The organism is Bradyrhizobium sp. AUGA SZCCT0222 (assembly GCF_018130205.1).
Lineage (GTDB): Bacteria > Pseudomonadota > Alphaproteobacteria > Rhizobiales > Xanthobacteraceae > Bradyrhizobium.
Map to the genome: position 1 here is coordinate 222,355 of NZ_JAFCLX010000003.1, position 22,358 is coordinate 244,712.

Sequence of the window (22,358 nt, forward strand, 5' to 3'; positions counted from 1 at the left end):
AAAAACTACCGCAGTCTATCGTTGAGTTGATAATTGAGATGCGCCTTCACCGTCGGCCACTCGCTGGCGATAATGCTGAACACCACGGTATCGCGCAACGTGCCATTCGGCGCGATCACATGGTTGCGCAAGATGCCATCCTGCTTGGCGCCCAGGCGTTCGATGCCGCGGCGGCTCTGCTGGTTGAAGAAGTGCGTGCGGAACTCCACCGCAATGCAATCGAGCGTCTCGAAGGCATGCGTCAGCAACAGCAACTTGCACTGCGTATTGACGGCGCTGCGCTGCACGCGCTTGGCGTACCAGGTGGAGCCGATCTCGACGCGCCGGTTGGCGGCATCGACATTCATGTAGGTCGTCATGCCCGCGATCTTGCCGTCGGCATCGAACACCGTGAACGGCAGCATCGAGCCCGCCGCCTGCAAGCCCAGCCGGCGATCGATCTCCTTGGTCATGTCGTCCGGCGCCGGCACGAAGGTGTACCAGAGATTCCACAGCTCGCCGTCGCGCACCGCTTCGGTGAGGCCGTCGCGTTGATCGTGCGACAGCGGTTCGAGCCGCGCGTAGGCGCCGCGAAGGGTAACCGGTTCAAGAAAGGCCATTCAGGACTCCGCTCTCTGTTCCGTCATTGCGAGGAGCGCAGCGACGAAGCAATCCATTCTATCTTTTCGCGGTGCGATGGATTGCTTCGCTTCGCTCGCAATGACGTGGATGGTTATCGTATTCCATTCACTTGTTCAAAAAATTCAGCGGCAGGCCGGGGCGCGGCCAGTCCATCGCGACCAGTTCACCCTTGGTTGACAGCGTGATGTAGGCAGTCTTCAGGTCGGGCCCGCCGAAGGCGATATTGGTGGTCATACGGTCGCCGGTCGGCACCTGCTCGACCAGCGTGCCGTCGGGCGCGATCACCGAGATACAGCCCGAGATCAGCGTCGCCACGCAGACATTGCCTGAGGCTTCGACCGCAAGCGAGTCGAACATCTGGTAGCCGCCGAGGCCCGTGATCGGCTTGCCGCGTTCACCGCGATAGATCGGCTCACGCGGCTTCAACATGCCGGGCGCGGAAAGTTCGTAGGCCCATAGCCGCGCGGTCGGAGTTTCGGCGATGTAGACGGTGTTTTCGTCTGGCGACAGCCCGATGCCGTTGGCCGGGAGTACGCCGTGCACGACTTCGACGATCTCCTTCATGCCGGGCTTGACGTAGTAGACGCCGCCGACATCCATGTCGCGAGCCCTGCGCTTGCCGAGTTCGGAGAACCACAGGCCGCCGTGCTTGTCGAAAACGAGGTCGTTGGGACCCCGCAGCGGATACTCGCCGCACTTGTCGACCACCGTCTCGACCTTGCCGTTCGAGAGGTCGACGCGCTGGATCGAGCCACCGAGATAGTCATCGGGCTGCGGACCCGGCATGATCACCTTGCCCGTCGGAATCCAGCTAAAGCCGCCATTGTTGCAGAAGTACATTTTTCCGTCGGGGCCTAGCGCTGCGCCATTGGGGCCGCCGGGGACTTCCGCGACCACCTCCTTGCGCCCGTCCGGCCAGATCCGTGTCAGCCGCCGGCCGCGGATTTCGACCAGCACGACCGATCCGTCCGGCATGACCACCGGGCCTTCCGGAAACTCCAGATCGGTGGCGAGAACGCGGATATTGGCCATGAAATCCTCCCGGCTTGCTTTTGGCTGCAGGCGGATTTTTGGCTCGACCCCGCACGCGCAACATTTCGTTGCGTGATGTTATGGCAAAGCAGATCACGCTTGCCAACCCGACGACCTGCGCAACAGGTATGCCGCGCTTTCCGGAGACGAATACCTCCTGCCTCCGTCGCCGGTGGGGGCGCCTTTTCAGTTCACTCGTACAAATATCCGACCGGCTTGCCTTCGTTACGCAGCGGACGAACGTCCTTCCGCGTAATGATTTGACCAGCCAGGCCGTCAATTTCGTCGCGCTGCGTCGGCGTCCAGCTGCGAAGATTTTCCATGCCTTTCAGCAAGCCCAGTCGGAGGATCTGGGTATTTTCGCCCAGCCCCACCAGATCGATCGTGTTCTTGCCCGCCGTGACCGTATCGCCGGTCGCAAGTTCAAAATTCTCCCCCGCGCTATTCGTGAATTGGGCTGTGCCGCGAATGACGCGATAGATGACAACTTCACCTTTCCCAAGAAAGGCGTTTTCCGCTGCTGCGGAGGTGCTCTTCGGCAACAGCGACTGGCCACGCGGGTCGGTCGCGATGATATGTCCAGTTGTAAGGCGACCGCTCGGAATCTCGATCCCGATATCGCGCACGTAAACAGGCCCGGCGGATTTGATCGGCGAGCCTGCCGGCAGCGGCTTGTAGAGTGCTTCCAGCTCCAGCGGATCCTGCAGCCAGAAACAGGCATCGGCAGGACGGTCATGCAGCGGATGGCTCCAGGCTACACGCGGCGTTTCCTCTTCGTTGATGTGATCATGATCCACCACCGTCGGGTTGGGGAAGGTCGTGGGATCGGTGATGAAGGCTTCAAGAAATTTGCCGGAATAGCCCATCGACATCGGATCCGGCACCACCGTCTGCGGCGTTTTCAGGTTTTCTTCGGTGGACAATCCCGACCACGTGTAAAAGAGCTGGCGATGCACGATCGCGCTCTGCAGCATCACCGCACCGGGACCGACGTAGTAAAACCGGCCATCGTAATCGAAGGTGAACACGCCGGACGTGACCAGCACGAGCTGGTAACCGCCGGGTGGCAGGTGGAGATGGAAATTGGTGGGGCCTGTATCGGCGCGGTAAATCGGCAGATTTGTAGAGACTTCGTGGAGGAGGAAGGTTTCGTTGTTCGCGTGAAAGCCTTCGTTCGCGCGGTTGTAGAGGGCTTGCGGGCGATAGGTCGGCTCGTGCAAGGCATCCCGATCGCGATCGATAGCCACGAAGTTCGTTTTATTGAGGCGGAGGGCATCGCCGTCCGGGCGAGTAAGGCCAGGCCATTTGAGATCAACCGCGGCATGTATATTCATGGCACCCTCCAATCCCTGAACTTCAGCGCGACCCAGCCCTCTTCAAATTTGGCCTGTTCAAATGCGCTGCTCAGCTTTGGCAGAGCGCTTGGAGGCACCGGTCGACGCTGACGGGCTCATGCTGCAATGCGAATTCCGGGCCAGTTCGCGCACGGGGCATGGCGCCGATTCCCAAGGCACGCTTCGGGGCGGGGCGGTTGAAGAAAATACAAGGCGCACAGGACGTTAGACAGCCCGCCGCTTGACGCTGCCTTGCCCCTCATCGCCAACTTCGCAACTCCAGGGAGAATTAGCGAGAGTTGCCTTGCGTAAATTGTCAGCAAGCCTTGCCAGGAAACGCGCAGCTGGATGCCGCGAGACTGATCTGCCGCGACGCACTGCTTTGGTTGGTCATGCGGTCTATTCATCCCGGAGAGAGCTCATGCCCGGCGCGTCGGCCCCGCGATCCGGCGCTCGCCCCGAAGGTGATGGATTTCGCTTCCGCCAACTCATTCCACGAGCCGTCCTACTCCCTCACCGCTATCCATATCTCGAGCCCGCCATTGCCGGTCGCGGGATCGAACTTCTCGTCATAGCGCTCGAAGTTCGGCGCGTCGGCGGCCTTCATGCCGGACGCCGGCAGCCAGTGATTCCAGATCGTGTTGACGGTACGGCGGATGGTCGAGATGTGCTCGGCGTGGGTAAACACGGCGTATTTCTGTTCGGGAATCCGCACCCGCTGGAATTCGCGCGGCAGGTCGGAGAAATCGGTCACTTCGACGGCGGCGACATAGTCGAAATTGCCGGCATCGTCAGCGTTGCAGCAGACGCCGTAGGCCACTTTGCCGATCCGGCCCGGGACATTGTCGATGGTCTGATGGAAGCACTGCCACAGACTTGGGATGAACGCGCCTTCGTTTTCGTGGGTGCAGCGTTCGCCGATGCCGGCAACGAGCAAGGCTTTGCCGGTCTCGAAACGCGGGGGCTTGAGATGATCGAGTGCGGTTGAAATCATGACGATGGGCTCCTGAAGCTTGAGACGATCGAGGCACGTTCCTGATCGAACCATCTCAGGCGTGATGCCGAAATGGTCGCGGAACGCGCGGGTGAAAGCTTCGTGAGAACTGTAATCCGCCTCCAGCGCGAGGCTGAGAATGTCAGGCGCGCCGGCGCTAAGCGCACGCGCCGCGTTGCTGAGGCGACGCGCGCGCACATAGCGCATGACCGAATATCCGGTCGCGGCCGCGAACGCCCGCACCAGATGGAAGCGCGAGACCCCGGCGACCGCCGATATCTCGTCGAGGGTCAACGGTGCGGCGAGATGGCTTTCGATATACCAGAGCGCCTTCTGGGCCGGATTCATCGGTGACGGCTTTCCTTCGAAGCGGCCGCATCATGAACGCTTACCGCGCGCCGCATTTGACCGGCGTTGCTCTCGCAGCTGCAATTGCGCCGCTGATTACCGAGGCCGGGCATTATCCCGCAACGGCGGCAATTATTTCGCCGCAGGCGCCGCATCCTTGGCCGCCGGCACGTCGGCTTTCTTTTTCAGTTCCTCCGCCGTCTTCTTCTGCAGATCGTCCACGAACTTCTGCAGTGCGATCACCGTTCCCTTCAGCGCCTCAATCTGCCGGTTGGCGGCATCGAGCTTCTGCTGATTGTCCTGCGTGATCTTGTTGATGGTCTTTTGCAGGAAGTCGACATTGCTCTGCAGGCAAGAGGTGCGCCGCTCCATGGTTTTTTCGACCGTGCAGATTTCGATGCCGGGAACATCCTGCGCGTAGCTTGCGCAAGGCATCAGCAGTGCTGCAACGGCGACAGCGGTTCTTGCAATCCGGGCAATCATTCCAACCCTCACTCAAACTTCATTCGGTCAATCACATCAATTTGCTCGTATCAGGCCGCTGGCTGCAGCGATACCACACTGATACCGCATTCAGGCGGTGAGCTCTCTTTATTGGTGTGGATGGACTTTCGCCGGGGAACCCAAACGAGAGGTTTGCACGCCCCGGCAGTGGAGATTTAACCTATGGCAACGCGCGAGAAGCGGCTGGCACAGTTCGATGGCAACGGGGAACCGCCGCCGGACCGGCCGGTGGAGGTGCTGTGCGAGGATCACAGCGGCACGTATCAATTGCCATTCGCCTGCCGCTGGATTGAAGGTCAATGGCGCAATGAGCGGACCGGCGGTGCGGTCGAGGCGACCGTGGTCGGCTGGCGGCTGCCACGGGTGAGCAGTCAGGTTTGACGGGCATTTTCCGGGGCTAGAGCCTTTTCCGTTCCGATGGGATCGGAACGGGGCTCTGGATTCTTGTTTTGACGCGTTTTCTTCACGCGAACCGGTGTCCACTTCGCTGGAAAACGCTCTGGGCGGCTGCAGGTCAGCCGGACGCGCGGCGCATTGTTCCAGAATGCGACGATATCGCGCGTCATCCGGAGCGGTCTTTAAGTTTCGGAACGCGGACGGAACGAATCGCGCCCGAATCACTGCTTGGCGGCTGTACTCCCCTGTTCACGGCTAGATATCGGCTGGAACGTCAGGCGCCGCACCACATGCAGCACCGCCACGATTGGCCGCAACCAGCGGCCGACGACAAAGGTTAATTCCTCGGGGGATGACATCGCGGTCACTTCCAAGGTGTCGGCGGCGAAATTCCGAGGTCGCGATAGAGGAAGTAGTTGCGCGCGATTGCGGTGTGATTCATCGAAGCCTCCACGGTTCTTCGCGAGATCGCGACCACGCAAGGCGTCCAGATTTTCGGCAGCGCCGCATCGTCGCGTTCACAGCTGCATGCTGTCATGCGAAATCCACGCCAATCGCGTTGCACTGCAGCGATCACGGACGGTCACCGCTGAAAGCCCGTCAAACGGGCACAGCGCCGGGTGCACTGCCTAATATTCGACCTCGAGCTCCTCGATGTCGGCGGGCTCGGCCTTGGCGGCTTCGATCCACTCGACCATCTCGGGCATCGCCATGATGGTTTTTGCGTAGGCTGCAAGCTTCGGGTCGAGCTTGACGTCATAGGTCATGAAGCGGGTCACGACCGGCGCGTACATCGCGTCCGCCATGGTGCGCTCGCCGAACAGGAACGGCCCGCCGGACTGGGCCAGGCACTCACGCCAGATGGTGCAGACCCGGTCGATATCGGACTGTGCGCGCGACCAGATCTTGAAGTTCGGGAAATGGCCCTTGAGATTGACCGGCAGTGAGGCCCGCAGCGTGGTGAAGCCGGAATGGATCTCACCGCAGATCGATCGGCAGTGCGCCCGCTGCACGCGGTCCGCCGGCAACAGGCCGGCGTCCGGCATCACCTCGTTGAGGTATTCCCCGATCGCCAGCGTGTCCCAGACGGTGGCGCCCTCGTGCCGCAGGCACGGCACCAGGATCGACGACGACAGCAGCAGGATTTCGGCCCGCGCCGACGCGTCATCAGGTGCGGTCACGACCTCTTCGAAGGGGAGCCCTGAGAACTTCGCGAGCAGCCAGCCGCGCAGCGACCAGGACGAATAGTTCTTGCTGCTGATGGTTAGTGTCGTATTCGCCATAGGGCCTTCCCTCACGCCTGAACGTCTACCGCAAGGCTAAGTGGACGGCCGCGCCAGCGCGCCGCCGCCGCCGATAGCTTACGCCGGTCACGTTCCGCAGCAAGCCACGTGCCAGTTTTTCGGGCGGTTCGCTCTGCTTTGGCTTCGATATTGCATGGCATCATCGGGCAAGGGCGGATGCGTATGATGTCATTGATGTACCAGGCTTATCAGAACCATATGGACCTCACGGCGCCGTGGCGGACCGGGGCCGGAGCGGCGCTGAAATATCTCAACCTCGTGCCGCAAGGCGTGTCCGACAAGGCGTTCGGGCGGCTGGCCGCGGCGCTCGAACTGATCTCGCGCACCTCGCTGACCTACACCCGCCCGGCCTACGGCATCGACAAGGTCATGGTCGGCAATCAGGAATTGGAGGTGACCGAGGAAGTCACCTTTGCCACGCCGTTCGGATCGCTGCTGCGGTTCAAGAAGGAGCATGCGCCGGAGCAACCCAAACTGCTTTTGGTGGCGCCGATGTCCGGCCATTTTGCGACGCTGCTGCGCGGCACCGTGAAGACCTTGCTGCAGGACCACGACGTCTACATCACCGACTGGCATAATCCGCGCGAGATCCCGCTCAATGCCGGCCGCTTCGGCCTCGAGGATTATACCGACCACCTCATCACCTTCCTCGACAAGATGGGCCCGCGCTCGCACATGGTGGCGATCTGCCAGCCCTCGGTTTCGGCGCTGGCGGCGGCGGCCGTGATGTCGGAGCAAAATCACCCGGCGCGGCCTGCGACGCTGACGCTGATGGCGGGGCCGATCGACACCCGCATCCAGCCGACCAAGGTCAATGATTTCGCCAAGAGCAAACCGATCAAATGGTTCGAGGAAAATTTGATCAATTACGTGCCCGTTCAATGCAAGGGCGCGTTCCGCCAGGTCTATCCGGGCTTCGTGCAGCTCACGGCGTTCGTCTCGATGAACCTCGAGCGTCACATCAAGCAGCACATCGATCTTGCCCAGCATCTGGCCAAGGGCGAGAAGGAGAAGGCGGAAGTCATCAAGACTTTCTACGACGAATATTTCGCCGTGATGGACCTGCCGGCGGAATTTTACATCGAGACCGTGCGCGACGTGTTTCAGGAGCATCTGCTCCCGCTGGGCAAGCTGATGCATCGTGGCAAGCCGGTGAACCCGGCCGCGATCAAGCGCATGGGCCTGATGACGGTCGAAGGCGAAAAGGACGACATCTGTTCGATCGGCCAGACACTGGCCGCCCAAGACCTCTGCACCGGCGTGCGCGCCTATCGCCGCGTCCATCACATGCAGGCCGGCGTCGGCCATTACGGCGTGTTCTCCGGCAAACGCTGGAACAACGAGATCTATCCGCTGCTGCGGGATTTTGTTCATGTGAATTCGTGAGGTTGTTTGTCGTCCCGGCGAAGGCCGGGACCCATACCGCGTGATCTTTCGATAGAGGCTCGGTGACAGAGACCTTTCGCAAAACTTCTCCCTGTGGTTATGGGTCCCCCGATGCGCAATTGCGCATCTGAGCTCAAGGCCGGGACGACGGCGGTGTTTGTTGTTGGCACCATCATCCAAGCGCACCATCGCCTTCTCGCGACGCACTGCGCCCGAGCTTTGCCAGAAATTCCTTGCCCTCTAATCGAGAGGGCGCAGGGAAGACCGGGTGCGCGCTGCACCCGCGGTCTCGCGTGCGGTTTGCACAAAAAAATGTGCACACGAGCATACAGGGCAGCGGTGAACACCCGGCCTTCCCTGCGCAATGGCTTTACGGCTTATGCCGTGCTCTCCCCGGAGACGAGTTCTTGGTTGACTCCGTCGCTGCCGTTCGGCTCTCGCCTACCCGACAGCTTGACACCTGCAACGGGCGCCAGGACCACACGGTTTTGCCGTACGCTCATCCGCGCCGTCGTCTCAGCGCAAACCAGCGTCCACCGCAACCCGTCCAACGTCCGTGACGACGGCCGACGCCCTTCTGAGTAGGACGGGATGGCGATAGATGCGCACTGATTTGGGTCGGACGACAACAGAAATATTTTTGATTTACAGAAATTTTTCACTTGACACGATTTCCGTGAATCAGAACTGATTTGCCCGACGGGTTGTTTGCCGCACCCGCCGCGCTCACAATGCTCTTGCGTACGAGGCGACGCAGTTCGCAGGGCATCGGTGGGCGGCAACATTCAAGTGCGACAGCCATCCTCCCGGTTCACGTCTCGCTTTCCGCCGCACCTTGTGCTTCGCGGCGCCACACGGCCGGGCTGACGCCGACCAGGGCCGAAAATACCCGCGTAAAGTGGCTTTGATTGGCAAACCCGGCGGATGTTGCGATCTCCGCAAGCGACAGGCCACGGACGGTCATCAACTGCTTGGCGGCGTTTATGCGCTGGCGAAGGAGCCACTGGTGTGGCGGCAGGCCGACGGACGTCCGAAACGCTCGAGAAAAATGGCTGACCGAGAGATCCAACTCAGCCGCGATTTCCTGCAGCGTAAGTTTTCCGCTGAGGTCCGATGCAAGCCTTTCGCAGGCCCGCTTCACTTGCCACGGCGCAAGGCCGCTGCTCACCGGTTCGGCATTGTGCAGTCCGCCATACGCCCGAACGACATGGGCTGTGAGCGCCAGCATCATGTGATCGACGAAAAGCTGGTTCGCTTCGGATGGCCGGCGCAATCCCTGCAGGAGCGCCGCGCCGATGTGATGCACAGCGTTGTCGTCAAAGCCGGTACCGAACTGACAGTCGAGCTGACCGACACGCCGCGCGCCGAACCGCTCCGCGACGCCGTTGAGCGCCAAGGCCGGAACATAGAAATGAACGGAGTGGAACGGCTTTTCGATCACAAAGCGCGGATCGCACTTCATGTCGTACAGATATGTCGTGCCTGCCCGGATATTGGGCTTGGCCACGCACTTGCCGTGCTCCCAGTATTCGCAGTCGGGATAATCGCGAAGTTTCAGGCTAACGAGATAGGCGTCCTCGGGTGCGATGGCGCCGCAAAGGCCCGGGACGGGATTGTCATCCCGCGTTTCGGTGGCTGTGACCTCGACACCGCGCATGGACCGCGTGATCAGCGATGACGGTGTATCCTGAAGGTGCAGCAGGTCCTTGAACGCCTGACCGTGAAAACCGCTCTGTGTCATATGCGTCTACCAACGCGGACCGGCGGATCAGCATCATTGCTGCGCCGTCCCGCATTATCGTAGATCAGCGAGGGGCCGTCCAGCGCGGCCGATGACAGGACCGTTTACGCTGCGATTTCAAGGTACCGTGGATTCCACGGTTCGCTTCGAGCGAATTTCGGAACCTGGACTCCCTGACGGGATGCTTATCCACCTCGGGACCGGACGTGGTCAGGCCGAATTTCCAGCGAGAGACTGTTGATGATCCGCCCGTCCGGGTTGTTTTGTCGCACCGATGTATCCAGATCGTTACAATCCGAGGCGCGGGCCGCTCTTTCTCCTGCGCAGGCTGTCGTATAAAAGTGAATCGCCCCCGGGACGGGCCGAATTCGCGGCGTGGATAGTGGTGGCGACTGGTTGATCCAAAATTCATGAATCTGACATCTGATCGACGCACGCGCGGACAGGCATTTGAACCGGGGCATGGAATGGTAATTCGATTTACGACGGCGCGATCCTCCGTGGCGATGCGGCGTCGGGGTGTTCCTGCCATTGTGACATTCGCGGCGGTGGCCGCATTGACGGCCTTGACGGGACTGGCCGCCGACGCCGCGCCGAAACAGGCGCGCCCGAAGCCCGCCACCGAGGCGACGGCGCCGCGCGATGCCGGCGAGCCGCTCATGGCGATCGTGTCGATCAAGAGCCAGCAGGTCACTTTCTACGACGCCGACGGCTGGATTCTGCGCGCGCCGGTGTCGACCGGCACCAAGGGACGCGAGACGCCCGCCGGCGTCTTCGCCATCCTCGAGAAGAACAGGGAACACCGCTCGAACATGTATGACGATGCCGAGATGCCGAACATGCAGCGCATCACCTGGAACGGCATCGCGCTTCATGGTGGGCCGCTGCCCGGCTATGCGGCCTCGCACGGCTGCGTGCGGATGCCGTTCGGCTTTGCCGACAAGATGTTCGACAAGACGCGGATCGGGATGCGGGTGATCATCTCGCCCAACGACGCTGAGCCAATGGAATTCTCCCATCCGGCGCTGTTCTCGCCGAACCGTGAAGCCATCGCGGCCGCGCCGGCCAAGGCCGAAGCGCTGCCCCGCGAGGCGGCCGAGGCTGCCAAGGCAGCCGACGAGGCGAAGAAAGCCATCGCGACGGCGACGCGCGAGACCGCGTCGCTGACAGCGTCGCTGCGCAAGCTGCAGGGCCTGAAGACCCGCGCCGACGGCGAGCTTGCCTCCGCCGAGAAGGCGGTCGCCGGTGCCAAGACGGACGAGGCCAAGGCGAAGGCCGAGGACCTCAAGCAAAAGGCCGCCGCCAAGGCCGCGGACCTCGGGACCCAGCTCGACACCGCCAAGGCCGACTCGAAATCGAAGCTCGACGGAGCCACCGCCGCCAAGGAAGCGGCCAAGGCGGCCCAGACCAGGAAGGCCGACACCGCCAAGGCGGCGAGCGAGGCCAAGCTCGCGCTCGAGCCGGTCTCGATCTACATCAGCCGCGCGACGCAAAAGCTGTATGTGCGCCGCCCGACACATAAGCCGGCCCCGGACGGCGGCGGCATTGTGTTCGATGCCACGATCGAAGTTCCGGTCACGATCCGCAATTCCGACAGGCCGATCGGCACGCACATCTTCACGGCGGTGGCGCAAAAGGATTCCGGCCTGCGCTGGACCGCGGTCACCATCGACAGCGCCGACGACGCCAAGGCCGCGCTCGACCGCATCACCATCCCGCAGGAGGTGCTCGATCGCATCGCGCCGACCGCCATGCCACGATCCTCGATCGTGATCTCGGACGAGCCGCTGAGCGTCGAGACCAACTATCGCACCGAGTTCGTCGCGGTGCTGAGCACCCAGCCGCAAGGCGGCTTCATCACGCGCAAGCCGACGCCCCCGGTCGACGTCTACGCTTCGAGCGACCCGGTCCAGGGCGACGGCTTCAACCCGTTTTTCCAGCGCAGCTGGGAACCCCAGCCGCCCCAACCCGCCAATACGCGCCGGCGCGGCGGCCAACAGTACTGGCAGCCGGGCACGAACTGGTGGTAGGGCAAGGCACGCTGGGCGCAGGGGGCTCAGGGTCATTCGCGCCGATTTGATGCCTCTCGATGTCCGATCAGCGGCGCGGCTCAACCCGCCCCGCGGGGGCCTCGGTCTCAGCAAGTAGCCTGTATAAACGACGCGCCATACGGGATCACGTCACCGCGTAAACCCGGATGTCGCGAAGCCTGTCATCGGGCGCGCATTTGCACGACCCGTTGGCTCATCCGGGATACGCTCGCTGAATTCAGTCGGCGTCCGTAATTCTTCCCTTGCCGGCACAGGCCTCGCACTTCGCCGGATAGATCTTGCGAGTAACCAGCACGGGCTGCTTCACCGCGGGGAATCCCGTTCCCTTGCAGGCAGCACAGGTGTGCTCTTTGATCTTTTGCGTCATGGCGTTCATTTGAACCCCTTCCACGCCGCCATGTTTGGCAGCCCTCGTACAGTATGTATGGCAATGAGACGCGGCCAGCGATTTTCGCCCGTGTGATTGCGGAGACCCCAAGCACGCGCATGGGAGCGCACAGGTGTGAGCGCCTCAGCAAGTAGCCCGGACAAGCGAAGTGCCATACGGGATCACGTCATAGCGAAAACCCTGAAATCGTGGAGCCTGTCATCGGGCGCGCATTCGACCCGTTGGCTCAGCCGCGCTAGACTCGCTCAACAAGATGCGCACGCGAGGCTGCAGGGTCAAAACGATCGGCGAAATATTGCGTTTCGTGGGCCACCAGCCCTTCGCGGAACTCCATGATGCTCACGGCGTAAGATGGTATGCCGTCATAGGTAAGCACGAATTCAGTGATCCAGAGATCGCTGCTGCCGATCATTCGCCGCACCGCAAAATGTTTCTTGTTTGGCTGGACGGTTCGGCTCTCCTGAATGTTGCGCCGGCCGCGGATCCGCTCGCCCGATTGCGGATAATCAAGCACAGCATCCTCGCGGTAGATTTCATGTTCGGCCTCGAAATCGCTCGCATCCGAAGCATCCCAATGGCGCTGCAGCGCAGCCCGCACGGTTCGATCGTCCATCGCAATCTCCTATTTGCAGCCCTAGCGGCTATTTTGGTGAATGCGTACGCCGCAGGAAGTCCCGGATCGCACGATTTACCAACATGGGATGGGATTGCATGGGGCGGTGGCCGCCATCCTCGATTCGAACCACGATTGCATTCGGCGCATAGTCGTGGAGGTGATCCAGTTGACCGGGCAGGCAGACAGTGTCCTGCATTCCCCAAAGGACCAGCGTCGGAACATCCACCCGGAGTGACGTCGTGGCGGGAGCCTCCGCTACATCGGCAAAGAATCGGGCAGCGAGGTCCGGCGTTTCCATACGCGCAGCATCAGCAATGGAAGCAGGCACCTTGATCGGGTCCGCGCGGTAGTAATTGTACCAGGACGGATAAGGGGCAACCGCGTTGTAATATTCGCGCTCATACTGCGATGCCTGGATTTGCGCCGCGCTGTTGCGCACCTCACGGAGAAGTATGGCCGGGTGCGGTGCATTGAGAATGACCAGGCGTTCGACACGGCCTGGATAGGCTGAAGCAAACACCCAGGCAATGTAGCCACCCCAATCATTGCCCACCAGGATGCACCGCTCACGGCCGAAATGCCGTAGCAGGGCATGTATGTCGCCCAATAATCTCGGCATGGCATAAGCATCGACGGCTTGCGGTCGATCTGATGGCGGAAAGCCCCGCAAGGTGGGAGCCACCACCATGTAGTCTCGGCTGAATTCCGCGAGCTGGTTCATGTACAGCATCCCGGTGTCCGGGGCGCCATGAAGGAACAACATGAACTCGCCTTCGCCACCCCTGACCAGGTGCAGCCTCACTCCGTCGCCGTCGGCGTAGTCTTCCACCAGACCGGATTGGCTTGCACCCGAGTGCGGCCAAATCGCCGTCGACGCGAAAGTCGCTAACGATAGCCCGGCACCCAAATTGAGCAGGTGCCGTCGATTAACAGGAGGCTGAAGAACTGGACGCATACGCCTCGTCCTCGATAGCGATACCGGAATATGGACATTCTGCTCCGCAGCGAAAATCCAGGACGTCCCGCTCGAACGTTTGAAGCCGGCGTGCTTCAGGTTACTATGGATAGGGTCAGGTGCGGTCTCGATTTTCGTCGAGCTTCATCGATCATCAAATCGCCCCTTGAAAGGCTCGCCATGTCGCGTCCCGCCCGGTTCCCTCTGCGTTTCCCGCTGGCCTGTATCGCCGCCTGCGCCCTGGCCTTGTCGCCCCTGCCCGCACCGGCCGCGCCGGTGACCAGCATTCACGAGCTGGCGCAGCAGGAAAAAACCCCGCTGCTCGACACGCTGCGCGACCTCGTCAACATCGAATCCGGCAGCAAGGATGCCGAGGGCCTGGCGCAGCTGGCAGCGTTGATCGCCGAACGCCTGACCAGGCTCGGCGGCAAGGTCGAGATCATCGAGCCGACCGACATCTACCGGATGGACGACACGCCGCCGAAGCCGGGTTCCATGGTGCATGCGGTGTTCAAGGGGACGGGAACCAGGAAGATCATGCTGATTGCCCACATGGACACCGTCTATCTGAAAGGCATGCTGAAGGACCAACCCTTCCGCATCGACGGCGACCGCGCCTATGGCCTCGCCGTCGGCGACGACAAGCAGGGCATCGCGCTGATCCTGCACGCGGTGGCGATCCTGCAAAAACTGAAGTTTACGGATTACGGCATGCTGACCGTGCTGATCAATGGCGACGAGGAGATCAGCTCACCGGGCTCGCGCAGCACCATCACCCGCATGGCGGGCGAGCACGACGCGGTGTTCTCCTATGAGGGCGGCGGAATGGATGGCAATTTGCGCCTGGCCACCAGCGGCATCGGCGCGGCGTACCTGACGGTGGACGGCAAGGCCTCGCACGCCGGTGCGGCGCCGGAAAAGGGCGTCAACGCGCTGTACGAGCTGTCGCACCAGATGCTGCAATTGAGCGACCTGTCGCGGCGCGAACAGGGCCTGTCCCTGAACTGGACCGTCTCGCAGTCCGGCACCAACCGCAACGTGATCCCGGCTCAGGCCACCGCGCAAGGCGACGCAAGGGCGCTGAAGGTGTCCGATTTCGCCGAGCTGGAGGCCGCGCTGCAGCAACGCATCAAGACCCAGCGGATCCCCGACGCCAAGGTGCAGCTCCGGTTCGAGATGCGCCGGCCGCCGCTGGAAGCCACGCCCGCCTCGCGCCGCCTGGCCGCCCACGGCACCGCCATCTACGAGGAGCTCGGGCTGCCCTTGAAGGTGATCGACGTCGCCTCTGGCGGCGGCACCGACGCCGCGTTCGCCGCGCTGAAGACCAAGGCCCCCGTCATCGAGGGTTTTGGTCTCAGCAGCTTTGGCGCCCACTCCAACGACGCCGAATACGTCAAGCTGGAGACCATCGTACCGCGGCTTTATCTGTCGGCGCGCATGATCATGGATGTGTCGCAGGACAAGGTGAAATGAGGCGGTGCAGCGGTGGCTGCGCCGCTTGAACCGGCCTCGTTGTCACGAGTTCCAAAATTAAAAGGCCGCTGAGTGATGTCAGCGGCCTTCGTTAAAATTTTTAAGTATGAAATCCTGCCTGGCACTTTGATAGCGCAGAACCGTTCTATTGTGGATTCCGGGCAAATACGGTGTCCTGAGCTGCGAAGGCTGTCGCGTCGCCGACAGCGCAAGTCCTAACCGCGCTTGCCGCCGATCGAGATAAAGGCCATCAGACAGGGCTCCGGCAACGGGTTGCGCCAGCGATGCCTTGTGCCGTTCTGCACGATGCAATCGCCCTGGCGCAGATGGACCTTCTGGCCGTCGTCCAGTTCAAGCGTCATCTCGCCGCGAACCACGACGCCGTAATCAATGGTATCGGACGTGTGCATGCCGGGCGCGCTGCGGTCGAAAACGTCACCCATGCCGGGGAGCTTGTCGGACAATTCCTTCAGCCCGCTTTCGAACGTGACGCCGGCCGGCGGCTTGTAGCCTTCGGGCCGCTTGGGCGGATACGAGATCAGGCGGAACATCGTGCCGCCCGGGCCGGGAAAGCCTATCGTGCCCTTGAGCATCGGGTCCGGCTCGAGGCCCGTGAGCTGCGGCACGCCTTCGGTCATGTAGAGCTCGTAGAATGTCAGCCCCGGATTGCTATCGATCTCCACGACCTTGGACGTGACGTCAAAGGACTTGAACACCGACTTGCCGGCCTCATCGCGGCCGGTCAGCGCCCGCTTGGGCGGTGGCAGGTCGCTGGAATCCTTGGCTTCGGCAGGTTGCGAGATCACGGCCAGCGCGCCGCTGCCGGCGATCGCGGAAAGCGCCTGGAGCAACTGGCGCCGATCCCCGCCTGCAACTTCTTCGGACGGGGGCGTCCTCTCGCTTACGGATTTGTCGTTGTTTCGTGTCCACCAGCGCCACGAGAGCCTGCTCATCTGCATCCTCCGCCTGTTTTCGTTTTCGTTGTCGTCAGGACTATTTGTGCCGAAGCAAGCAGGCTCGTGGAACTAGACCTTAGGCGTAACGTGCAACCAGTGAGGGTGCGTGGTCTGCGCCCTCCGGCGTCATTGCGAGCGCAGCGAAGCAATCCATGGCTCGGCAAGACGCAGCATGGATTGCTTCGCTTCGCTCGCAATGACGGGGCGGCCATTTGAGGTAGCCGCTACGCCCTTTGCGCAGTAACATCCCTCGCAAGGACGTCCGCCAAGAAGCGCCCCGGGAGGAATAACCATGCGGCTGAATTCAACTAACTTCCGCGCACTCGCACTCGGCTTCGTTACCGCCGTCGCACTTTCAGGTGCGGCCTCCGCCGCCGAGGTGCGCGTCATGATCTCCGGCGGATTGTCCGCCGCCTATAAGGCGCTGGTCCCTGAGTTCGAGCGTGCCACCGGCCACAAGGTGCTGACCGCCTACGGTCCGTCGATGGGCACGACGGCGAATGCGATCCCGGTGCGGCTGGAGCGCGGCGAGGCCGCCGACGTCCTGATCATGGTCGGCTATGCGATCGACGATCTCGCCAGGCAGGGCAAGGTGATTGCGGACAGCAAGATCGACCTGGTCAAATCGCCGATCGGGGTTGCGGTGAAGGCAGGCGCCCCGAAGCCGGACATCAGCGACGCGGACGCGGTCAAGCGCGCGCTGCTGGCCGCGAAGACCATCGCCTATTCCGACAGCGCCAGCGGCGTCTATGTCTCGACCGAGATGTTCGACAAGCTCGGCATCAAGGACGCCATGAAGGACAAGGCGCGAAAAATTCCTGCGACCCCGGTCGGCGAAATCGTCGCGCACGGCAACGCCGAGATCGGCTTCCAGCAGATCAGCGAGCTCCGGCCGGTCGAAGGCATCGACATCGTCGGTCCCCTGCCCGACGAACTACAGAAGATCACGGTGTTCTCCGCCGCGATTGCCAGCGTCTCCAAGGAGCCCGACGCCGCCAAGGCGCTGATCAAATTCCTCGCCTCGCCCGCGGCGCGGCCGGAGATCGTCAAGAGCGGGATGGACCCGATCGTGGCGGCGGGGAATTAGGGGCAGGGACGCTCAAGCTGTTTCCCGTCATCCTGAGGTGCGCGCTCTTGCGCGCCTCGAAGGATGAGTACGCCCGTGGCCCATCCTTCGAGGCTCGCTCCGCTCGCACCTCAGGATGACGTCTGCGCCAGATGTAGCAGCCCTCTCACCGATGCATCCCGTGCTGCATCGCCAGCAGCACGATCACCACCAGCGCCAGCACGATGGTCGTGGTCTTCCAGAACAGCAGCGGGTTGCGCTCGATCAGCGGTGTCGACGAGGTGCCGAGATAATTGGCGTTGGGATGACGCAAATCGTGCAGGAATTCCGACAGGCTGTCGTATCGCTTGTAAGGGTTCGGATGCACCGCGCGCTCCAGCGTGCCGTCGACCCATACCGGCACTTCGCGGTCGCGGTGCGAGGCCGGGCTGTAGATCAGCCTGCTGAACTGCGAGCGGGTTCGGGCTTTCGCCGCTGCGGCGCCATAGGGCAGCTTTCCCGTCAGCATGTGATAGGTGATGACCCCGAGCGAGAACAGGTCGGAGCGCGACGAGACCGGCTCGCCCAGAAAATATTCCGGCGCGGTGTATTGCGCGGTGCCGAGAATGTCGTTGCGGTTGCCGGATGGAGCGGCCTCGATGACGCCGGTGATCTTGGTCGAGCCGAAATCGATGATCTTCACCGTGCCGGTCCTGTCGATCATGATGTTGTCGGGCCGCAGGTCCTGATGCAGCATCTCCTTGCGGTGGAACGCGCGCAGGCCCTTGGCGATCTGCTCGACGATGCCGCGCACCGTCTCCAGCGTCGGCCTGGGATTGTCGATCATCCATTGCGTCAACGTCTGGCCGTCGATGTATTCGGTCGCGACATAGAGGAAGTTGCGCTTGCGTGACGGCAGGCACGGCTTCAGCACGTGCGGGCTGTCGATCCGCCGCGCCACCCATTCTTCCATCATGAACCGCTTCAGATATTCCGGGTCGTCGCGCAGGTCGATCGACGGAATCTTGAGAGTGACGACGTCCTCGCTCTCGATGTCGACCGCAAGGTAAATGTGGCTGCGGCTGCTGCCGTGCAATTCCCTGACGATGCGGTATCCATCGAAAACCTGCCGCGCTTCCAATAGCGGCGGCAGCGGCAGTTCTCTCGGCTGCCCGAACACCTCGCTGGCGGCGCTTTCGGGCAGTTCATCGACGCGCACGATCTGAATGGTGAGATTGTCCTTGCTGCCGAGTTCAAAGGCGAGCTCGGCGACAGCTTTTGCCGCCTGGTCGAGATCGGCGGCGTTATCCCGCACCGTTCTGGCGATATGGCGATCGCTGACATGTTCGTAGATGCCGTCGGTCACCAGCACGAAGGTGTCGCCCTTCTCGACCCGGGACATCAGATAGTCGATTTCGATCTGCGGATTCACCCCGAGCGCGCGGCCGAGATAGGACTGTTCCGACGAAATGATGACGCGATGGTCGTTGGTCAGCTGCTCCAGCGAGTTGCCGGACACGCGATAGATCCTGGAATCGCCGACGTGAAACAGATGCGCCGTGGTCGACTTGAGGACGATGGCGCTCAGCGTGCAGACGTAGCCGCGGTCCCGGTCGTAGGAATACTGGCTTCTTCGCGTTTGCGAGTGCAGCCAGGAATTGGTCGCTTCCAGCACGCGCTGGGCAGAAGTTCGCACCGACCAGGATTCCGAGGTGCAGTAATAGTCGGTCAGAAAACCCTTGACGGCGGACTCGGCTGCAATCCGGCTGACATTGCTGCTCGAGATGCCGTCCGCCAGCACGATGGCGATGCCCTTGAGGCTCAATAGCGGCTCGGCCGGAATCAGGACGCCGTGAAAATCCTGATTGGTCTCCTTGCGACCTTTGTCAGAATATTGCCCGACCGATATTTTCAGTTCACGCGGCATCTGTCCCGTCAAAGGAATGGGGGCCTCAACCCCTGAGGGTTGAGACCCATTGCGTGTCTAGGACGCGCGTGAACGCGCTGATGAAGCCTGCTCGGTCAACCCCACCGCGCGCTTCGGCGCGGTCTTGACGTGGGTGGTGTAGAGCGTCAGGCCGGTGAAGGCGAGACCGCCGACCAAATTTCCGACCACGGTCGGGATCTCGTTCCAGACCAGGTAGTCCACGATCGTGAACTTGCCGCCGAGCAGCAGGCCGGCGGGAAACAGGAACATGTTCACGATCGAATGCTCGAAGGTCATGGCAAAGAACAGCATGATCGGCATCCACATCGCGATCACCTTGCCGCTGACCGTGGTCGAGATCATCGCGCCGACGACGCCGGCCGAGACCATCCAGTTGCAGAGCATGCCGCGAACAAACAGCGTCAGCATGCCGTTGATGCCATGCGCCGCGTAGCCCACGGTGCGGCCCTCGCCGATATGGCCGAGCGCGATGCCGACCTTGTCGGGCGGCGTGGAGAATCCGAAGGTGCAGACGATCGCCGCCATCACCGCGACGGTGAAAGCGCCGCCGAAATTGCCGATGAACACCAGACCCCAGTTACGCAACACGCCACCCAGCGTGACGCCCGGACGCTTGTCGATCAGCGCCAGCGGACACAGCACGAACACGCCGGTCAGCAGGTCGAAGCCGAACAGATAGAGCATGCAGAAGCCGACCGGAAACAGGATCGCCCCGATGATCGGCTGGCCGGTTTGGACGCCCATCGTGACGGCGAACCACGCCGCCAGCGTCAGGATGGCGCCGGCCATATAGGCGCGAATCACGGTGTCGCGCGTCGACATGAAGATCTTGGATTCTCCGGCATCGACCATCTTGGTCACGAATTCCGAAGGCACGAGATAGGCCATTGCAGTTCCCCCTGTTGCGCAAAAATCTAACTGGCGCCGGCAGCCATATGGCCCGCGCCGATGTGAGGTGTGGCGAGCCGTCCTCGCGCGCGCATGCCGCAACCGGCCGCAGAAGCAGAAGCAAAACGCTTCTGCTCGGCGCCGCGGGTCACACGCTCACGCTTGATCTGAGACAGAGATGTTTGTGGAGTGGTCCCGATGACTGCTCCAGGCGCCTCATGGAGGTCGCCTGATCCCTGCGCCTTGGCCAACACTGGCTTTGGCAATCCGTAGGACGGCAGTCGTCATTGACTGAGATTTAATTAAGCAATCGATGTGCCAACACGGCGCGGGCGCCGAAGTGGCAAAAACCCCGTGATTTTACAGGATTAATCGCCCCGGATCGCGTCCAGGGGCATGGGTCTCATGCCTTGTAATTGTGCAGTTGCACAGATGTAGCGCAGGTCGCCGAAGCAGGCGAAGCTAGTTCGATTTGGCGCGTCCGTCATCCTGAGGTGCGAGCGCAGCGAGCCTCGAAGGATGGCCACGGGCCCTGCTCATCCTTCGAGGCGCGCAAGAGCGCGCACCTCAGGATGACGGGAAGACTCATCGCACTCGGCTCACTTCGTCTGGGTCCGGATCGGCGAGTCCTTCAGGCCGTTATTGTCATAGGCCTTGCGCAGCGTGCCGTTCGAGATCGACTCGGTCAGGAACTTGACCGCAAACGCGTGCGACAAAGGATGATTGAGCGGCACCGCGACCGCGGTCACCGTCTGCTTGAAGGTTTCGTCAAGCACGCGCGTGCCTGGAATCTTCCTGGCCATGGCATTGAGCGTTTCGCGCGACAACGCGAAGGCATCGATTTCTCCCTTCGCAAGCAGGCCGGCGATTTCGTCAAAGGTCTGATAGCCGGTGACCTTGGCATTCTTCAGATGCACAATCGCGCCGCGCATGGTCGTGGTGTTGTTGACGGCGGCGATCTTGACGCCGGGTTGATCGAGGGTCGCAAAGTCAGTCACCGTCGAGCCTGGCTTGACGATGTAGGTGGCGTCCGCGACCTCATAGATCGGCCCGAACGACATCTTGCCCTCACGCTCCGGATCCTTCGGCAGGAAGGTGACGTCCCAGGTGCCCTTCGACGCGGCGTCAACGATCTGGCCGGAATTCTGGTGCACGACATATTCGACGGGAACGCCGAGCTGCCCCGCCATCGCCTTGCCGAGATCGACCGGGACGCCGGCATAGCCGGATTCGGTTTTGGTCGACCAGAACGCGCCGCCCGCCGGGCTGATCGCAATCGCCACCCGCAGCTTGCCGGTCGGCGCGATTTCATCTTTCAGGGCATCGGCATTTGCCGGCATCGCTATCATCATGGCTCCAAGGACGAGGCCGGCAAGTCGCGGCAATTGATGGGACATCGTTTCCTCCACGCCGGGTCTCGCGCCCGGTCAGTTCTGGAGGCCTGCTTCTAGCGCAGGGACGATGGCGGGTACAGCTATCCGCCATGCATATGCGGATTGGCGAAGCGCAGAAAATGAAATACCCCTGCCCGGCGACTACACAGGTGACGATGCCATGAGTTCGACGACCGCGTTCCTGGCCTCCTTCGTATCGATCCTGATCGGTACGGCCATCGGCATGATTCTGAAAAGGTCCTTGCTGGCGGACCGGCTCGACGGCGGATCCAGGGAAACCATCCGCCTCGGTGCGGGATTTCTCGCGACGCTGGCCGCCCTCGTGATCGGCCTGATGATCGCATCCGCCAAGAACACCTTTGACGCCCAGAGCAGCAATATACGTCAGCTCGGCACCAACGCCGTTCTGGTCGATCAACTGCTCGCCAAATACGGCCCGGAAGCAAAGGCCGCGCGGACTCTGCTGCGGGAAATCATCCCGTCGGCTGCGCTGCGGATCTGGCAGCAGAGCATCGGCGAAGACGGCGGATCGACGCTCGCGATCGGCAGGAATGCCGAGCGATTTTACGACGCGGTCGAGGGCCTGAAGCCGGCCAATGCCGAGCAGACCTCGCTCAAATCCCGCATCATCGAGATCACCACCGACATGGGCCGGACGCGGCTGCTGGTTTTCACGCAAAGCGACAATGCGATACCGGTGCCGTTCTTCATCGTGCTGACGTTCTGGCTGGTGGTGATCTTCGCCAGCTTCAGCCTGTTCGCCGATCCTGGCAGAATCGTCATCGCGGCCATTCTGGTGTTCGCGCTCTCGGTGTCGAGCGCGCTGTTCCTGATCGTCGATCTCAGCCAGCCCTTCAGCGGCCTGATGCAGATCTCCAACCATCATCTGCACGCGGTGCTGCCGAAGGTCGAGTAGCGCGAACGCGAGCCTATCCAGACCATGCGTGGCCTACTATGCTCAGCCGCAAGAAGCAGATCGGGAGC

At 61.9% G+C, this 22,358-nt stretch carries 21 protein-coding genes; 6 read left to right on the top strand and 15 right to left on the bottom strand.

Annotated features, from left to right (window positions below; translation table 11 throughout):
* Nucleotides 1-5: 5 nt before the first annotated feature.
* The 5 genes from JQ629_RS03915 to JQ629_RS03935 form a co-directional block, all read right to left on the bottom strand.
* Complete coding sequence (locus JQ629_RS03915) at nt 6-599, bottom strand: GNAT family N-acetyltransferase (RefSeq protein ID WP_212411317.1); 594 nt, start codon at nt 597-599, stop codon at nt 6-8.
* Nucleotides 600-726: 127 nt separating this feature from the next.
* The gene (locus JQ629_RS03920) at nt 727-1,653 is read right to left on the bottom strand and encodes an SMP-30/gluconolactonase/LRE family protein (RefSeq protein ID WP_212411319.1); all 927 of its coding nucleotides are present in this window, start codon (nt 1,651-1,653) and stop codon (nt 727-729) included.
* Between the two features lie 191 nt (nt 1,654-1,844).
* The gene (locus JQ629_RS03925; protein ID WP_212411320.1) at nt 1,845-2,987 is read right to left on the bottom strand and encodes a hypothetical protein; all 1,143 of its coding nucleotides are present in this window, start codon (nt 2,985-2,987) and stop codon (nt 1,845-1,847) included.
* A 505-nt stretch (nt 2,988-3,492) separates the two neighbouring features.
* Entirely contained in the window at nt 3,493-4,329 is an 837-nt protein-coding gene (locus JQ629_RS03930) for an AraC family transcriptional regulator (protein WP_212411322.1), read from the bottom strand.
* 132 nt (nt 4,330-4,461) lie between these two features.
* A complete protein-coding gene (locus tag JQ629_RS03935) occupies nt 4,462-4,812 on the bottom strand; it encodes a hypothetical protein (RefSeq protein ID WP_502752315.1) in 351 nt (116 codons plus the stop codon).
* Nucleotides 4,813-4,995: 183 nt separating this feature from the next.
* Here JQ629_RS03935 and JQ629_RS03940 point away from each other — a divergent pair, with 183 nt between their 5' ends.
* The gene (locus JQ629_RS03940; protein WP_212266854.1) at nt 4,996-5,214 is read left to right on the top strand and encodes a hypothetical protein; all 219 of its coding nucleotides are present in this window, start codon (nt 4,996-4,998) and stop codon (nt 5,212-5,214) included.
* 379 nt (nt 5,215-5,593) lie between these two features.
* On the opposite strand, the gene JQ629_RS03945 is transcribed toward JQ629_RS03940, so the two are convergent.
* Both JQ629_RS03945 and JQ629_RS03950 read right to left on the bottom strand, forming a co-directional pair.
* Nucleotides 5,594-5,767: a hypothetical protein gene (locus JQ629_RS03945; protein ID WP_212266860.1), complete on the bottom strand. Its 174-nt coding sequence runs from the start codon at nt 5,765-5,767 to the stop codon at nt 5,594-5,596.
* Between the two features lie 91 nt (nt 5,768-5,858).
* Entirely contained in the window at nt 5,859-6,512 is a 654-nt protein-coding gene (locus tag JQ629_RS03950) for a glutathione S-transferase family protein (RefSeq protein WP_212411324.1), read from the bottom strand.
* Between the two features lie 183 nt (nt 6,513-6,695).
* Here JQ629_RS03950 and JQ629_RS03955 point away from each other — a divergent pair, with 183 nt between their 5' ends.
* Nucleotides 6,696-7,919: a polyhydroxyalkanoate depolymerase gene (locus JQ629_RS03955; RefSeq protein ID WP_212266986.1), complete on the top strand. Its 1,224-nt coding sequence runs from the start codon at nt 6,696-6,698 to the stop codon at nt 7,917-7,919.
* Nucleotides 7,920-8,730: 811 nt separating this feature from the next.
* On the opposite strand, the gene JQ629_RS03960 is transcribed toward JQ629_RS03955, so the two are convergent.
* On the bottom strand, nt 8,731-9,660 hold the full coding sequence (locus tag JQ629_RS03960) for a helix-turn-helix domain-containing protein (protein ID WP_212411325.1): 930 nt from the start codon (nt 9,658-9,660) through the stop codon (nt 8,731-8,733).
* 467 nt (nt 9,661-10,127) lie between these two features.
* Here JQ629_RS03960 and JQ629_RS03965 point away from each other — a divergent pair, with 467 nt between their 5' ends.
* Nucleotides 10,128-11,690, top strand: a complete 1,563-nt coding sequence (locus JQ629_RS03965) for a L,D-transpeptidase (RefSeq protein ID WP_212411326.1) — start codon at nt 10,128-10,130, stop codon at nt 11,688-11,690.
* A gap of 238 nt (nt 11,691-11,928) precedes the next feature.
* Here JQ629_RS03965 and JQ629_RS03970 read toward each other — a convergent pair whose 3' ends face one another.
* The 3 genes from JQ629_RS03970 to JQ629_RS03980 form a co-directional block, all read right to left on the bottom strand.
* A complete protein-coding gene (locus tag JQ629_RS03970) occupies nt 11,929-12,087 on the bottom strand; it encodes a hypothetical protein (RefSeq protein ID WP_212411327.1) in 159 nt (52 codons plus the stop codon).
* A 247-nt stretch (nt 12,088-12,334) separates the two neighbouring features.
* Nucleotides 12,335-12,712 carry a nuclear transport factor 2 family protein gene (locus JQ629_RS03975; RefSeq protein ID WP_212411328.1) on the bottom strand — a complete coding sequence of 126 codons (378 nt, stop codon included), beginning with the start codon at nt 12,710-12,712 and terminating at the stop codon, nt 12,335-12,337.
* Nucleotides 12,713-12,740: 28 nt separating this feature from the next.
* The gene (locus JQ629_RS03980) at nt 12,741-13,670 is read right to left on the bottom strand and encodes an alpha/beta fold hydrolase (protein WP_212411329.1); all 930 of its coding nucleotides are present in this window, start codon (nt 13,668-13,670) and stop codon (nt 12,741-12,743) included.
* Nucleotides 13,671-13,850: 180 nt separating this feature from the next.
* Between JQ629_RS03980 and JQ629_RS03985 the strand changes: the two genes are divergently transcribed.
* The gene (locus JQ629_RS03985) at nt 13,851-15,143 is read left to right on the top strand and encodes a M20/M25/M40 family metallo-hydrolase (RefSeq protein WP_212411330.1); all 1,293 of its coding nucleotides are present in this window, start codon (nt 13,851-13,853) and stop codon (nt 15,141-15,143) included.
* A gap of 215 nt (nt 15,144-15,358) precedes the next feature.
* Here the strand turns inward: JQ629_RS03985 and JQ629_RS03990 are convergent, their stop codons facing one another.
* Nucleotides 15,359-16,096, bottom strand: coding sequence for a cupin domain-containing protein (locus tag JQ629_RS03990; RefSeq protein ID WP_212411331.1), 738 nt, complete (start codon nt 16,094-16,096; stop codon nt 15,359-15,361).
* Between the two features lie 295 nt (nt 16,097-16,391).
* On the opposite strand from JQ629_RS03990, the gene JQ629_RS03995 reads away from it, so the two are divergent.
* Nucleotides 16,392-17,186, top strand: coding sequence for a substrate-binding domain-containing protein (locus JQ629_RS03995; RefSeq protein ID WP_212411333.1), 795 nt, complete (start codon nt 16,392-16,394; stop codon nt 17,184-17,186).
* A 145-nt stretch (nt 17,187-17,331) separates the two neighbouring features.
* Here the strand turns inward: JQ629_RS03995 and JQ629_RS04000 are convergent, their stop codons facing one another.
* The 3 genes from JQ629_RS04000 to JQ629_RS04010 form a co-directional block, all read right to left on the bottom strand.
* Nucleotides 17,332-19,071, bottom strand: a complete 1,740-nt coding sequence (locus JQ629_RS04000; protein ID WP_212411334.1) for a bifunctional protein-serine/threonine kinase/phosphatase — start codon at nt 19,069-19,071, stop codon at nt 17,332-17,334.
* Between the two features lie 57 nt (nt 19,072-19,128).
* Nucleotides 19,129-19,980, bottom strand: a complete 852-nt coding sequence (locus tag JQ629_RS04005) for a formate/nitrite transporter family protein (RefSeq protein WP_212411336.1) — start codon at nt 19,978-19,980, stop codon at nt 19,129-19,131.
* Between the two features lie 599 nt (nt 19,981-20,579).
* Nucleotides 20,580-21,377, bottom strand: a complete 798-nt coding sequence (locus JQ629_RS04010) for a transporter substrate-binding domain-containing protein (protein ID WP_212411338.1) — start codon at nt 21,375-21,377, stop codon at nt 20,580-20,582.
* A 157-nt stretch (nt 21,378-21,534) separates the two neighbouring features.
* On the opposite strand from JQ629_RS04010, the gene JQ629_RS04015 reads away from it, so the two are divergent.
* On the top strand, nt 21,535-22,290 hold the full coding sequence (locus JQ629_RS04015) for a bestrophin-like domain (protein ID WP_212411341.1): 756 nt from the start codon (nt 21,535-21,537) through the stop codon (nt 22,288-22,290).
* The last annotated feature ends 68 nt before the right edge of the window (nt 22,291-22,358 follow it).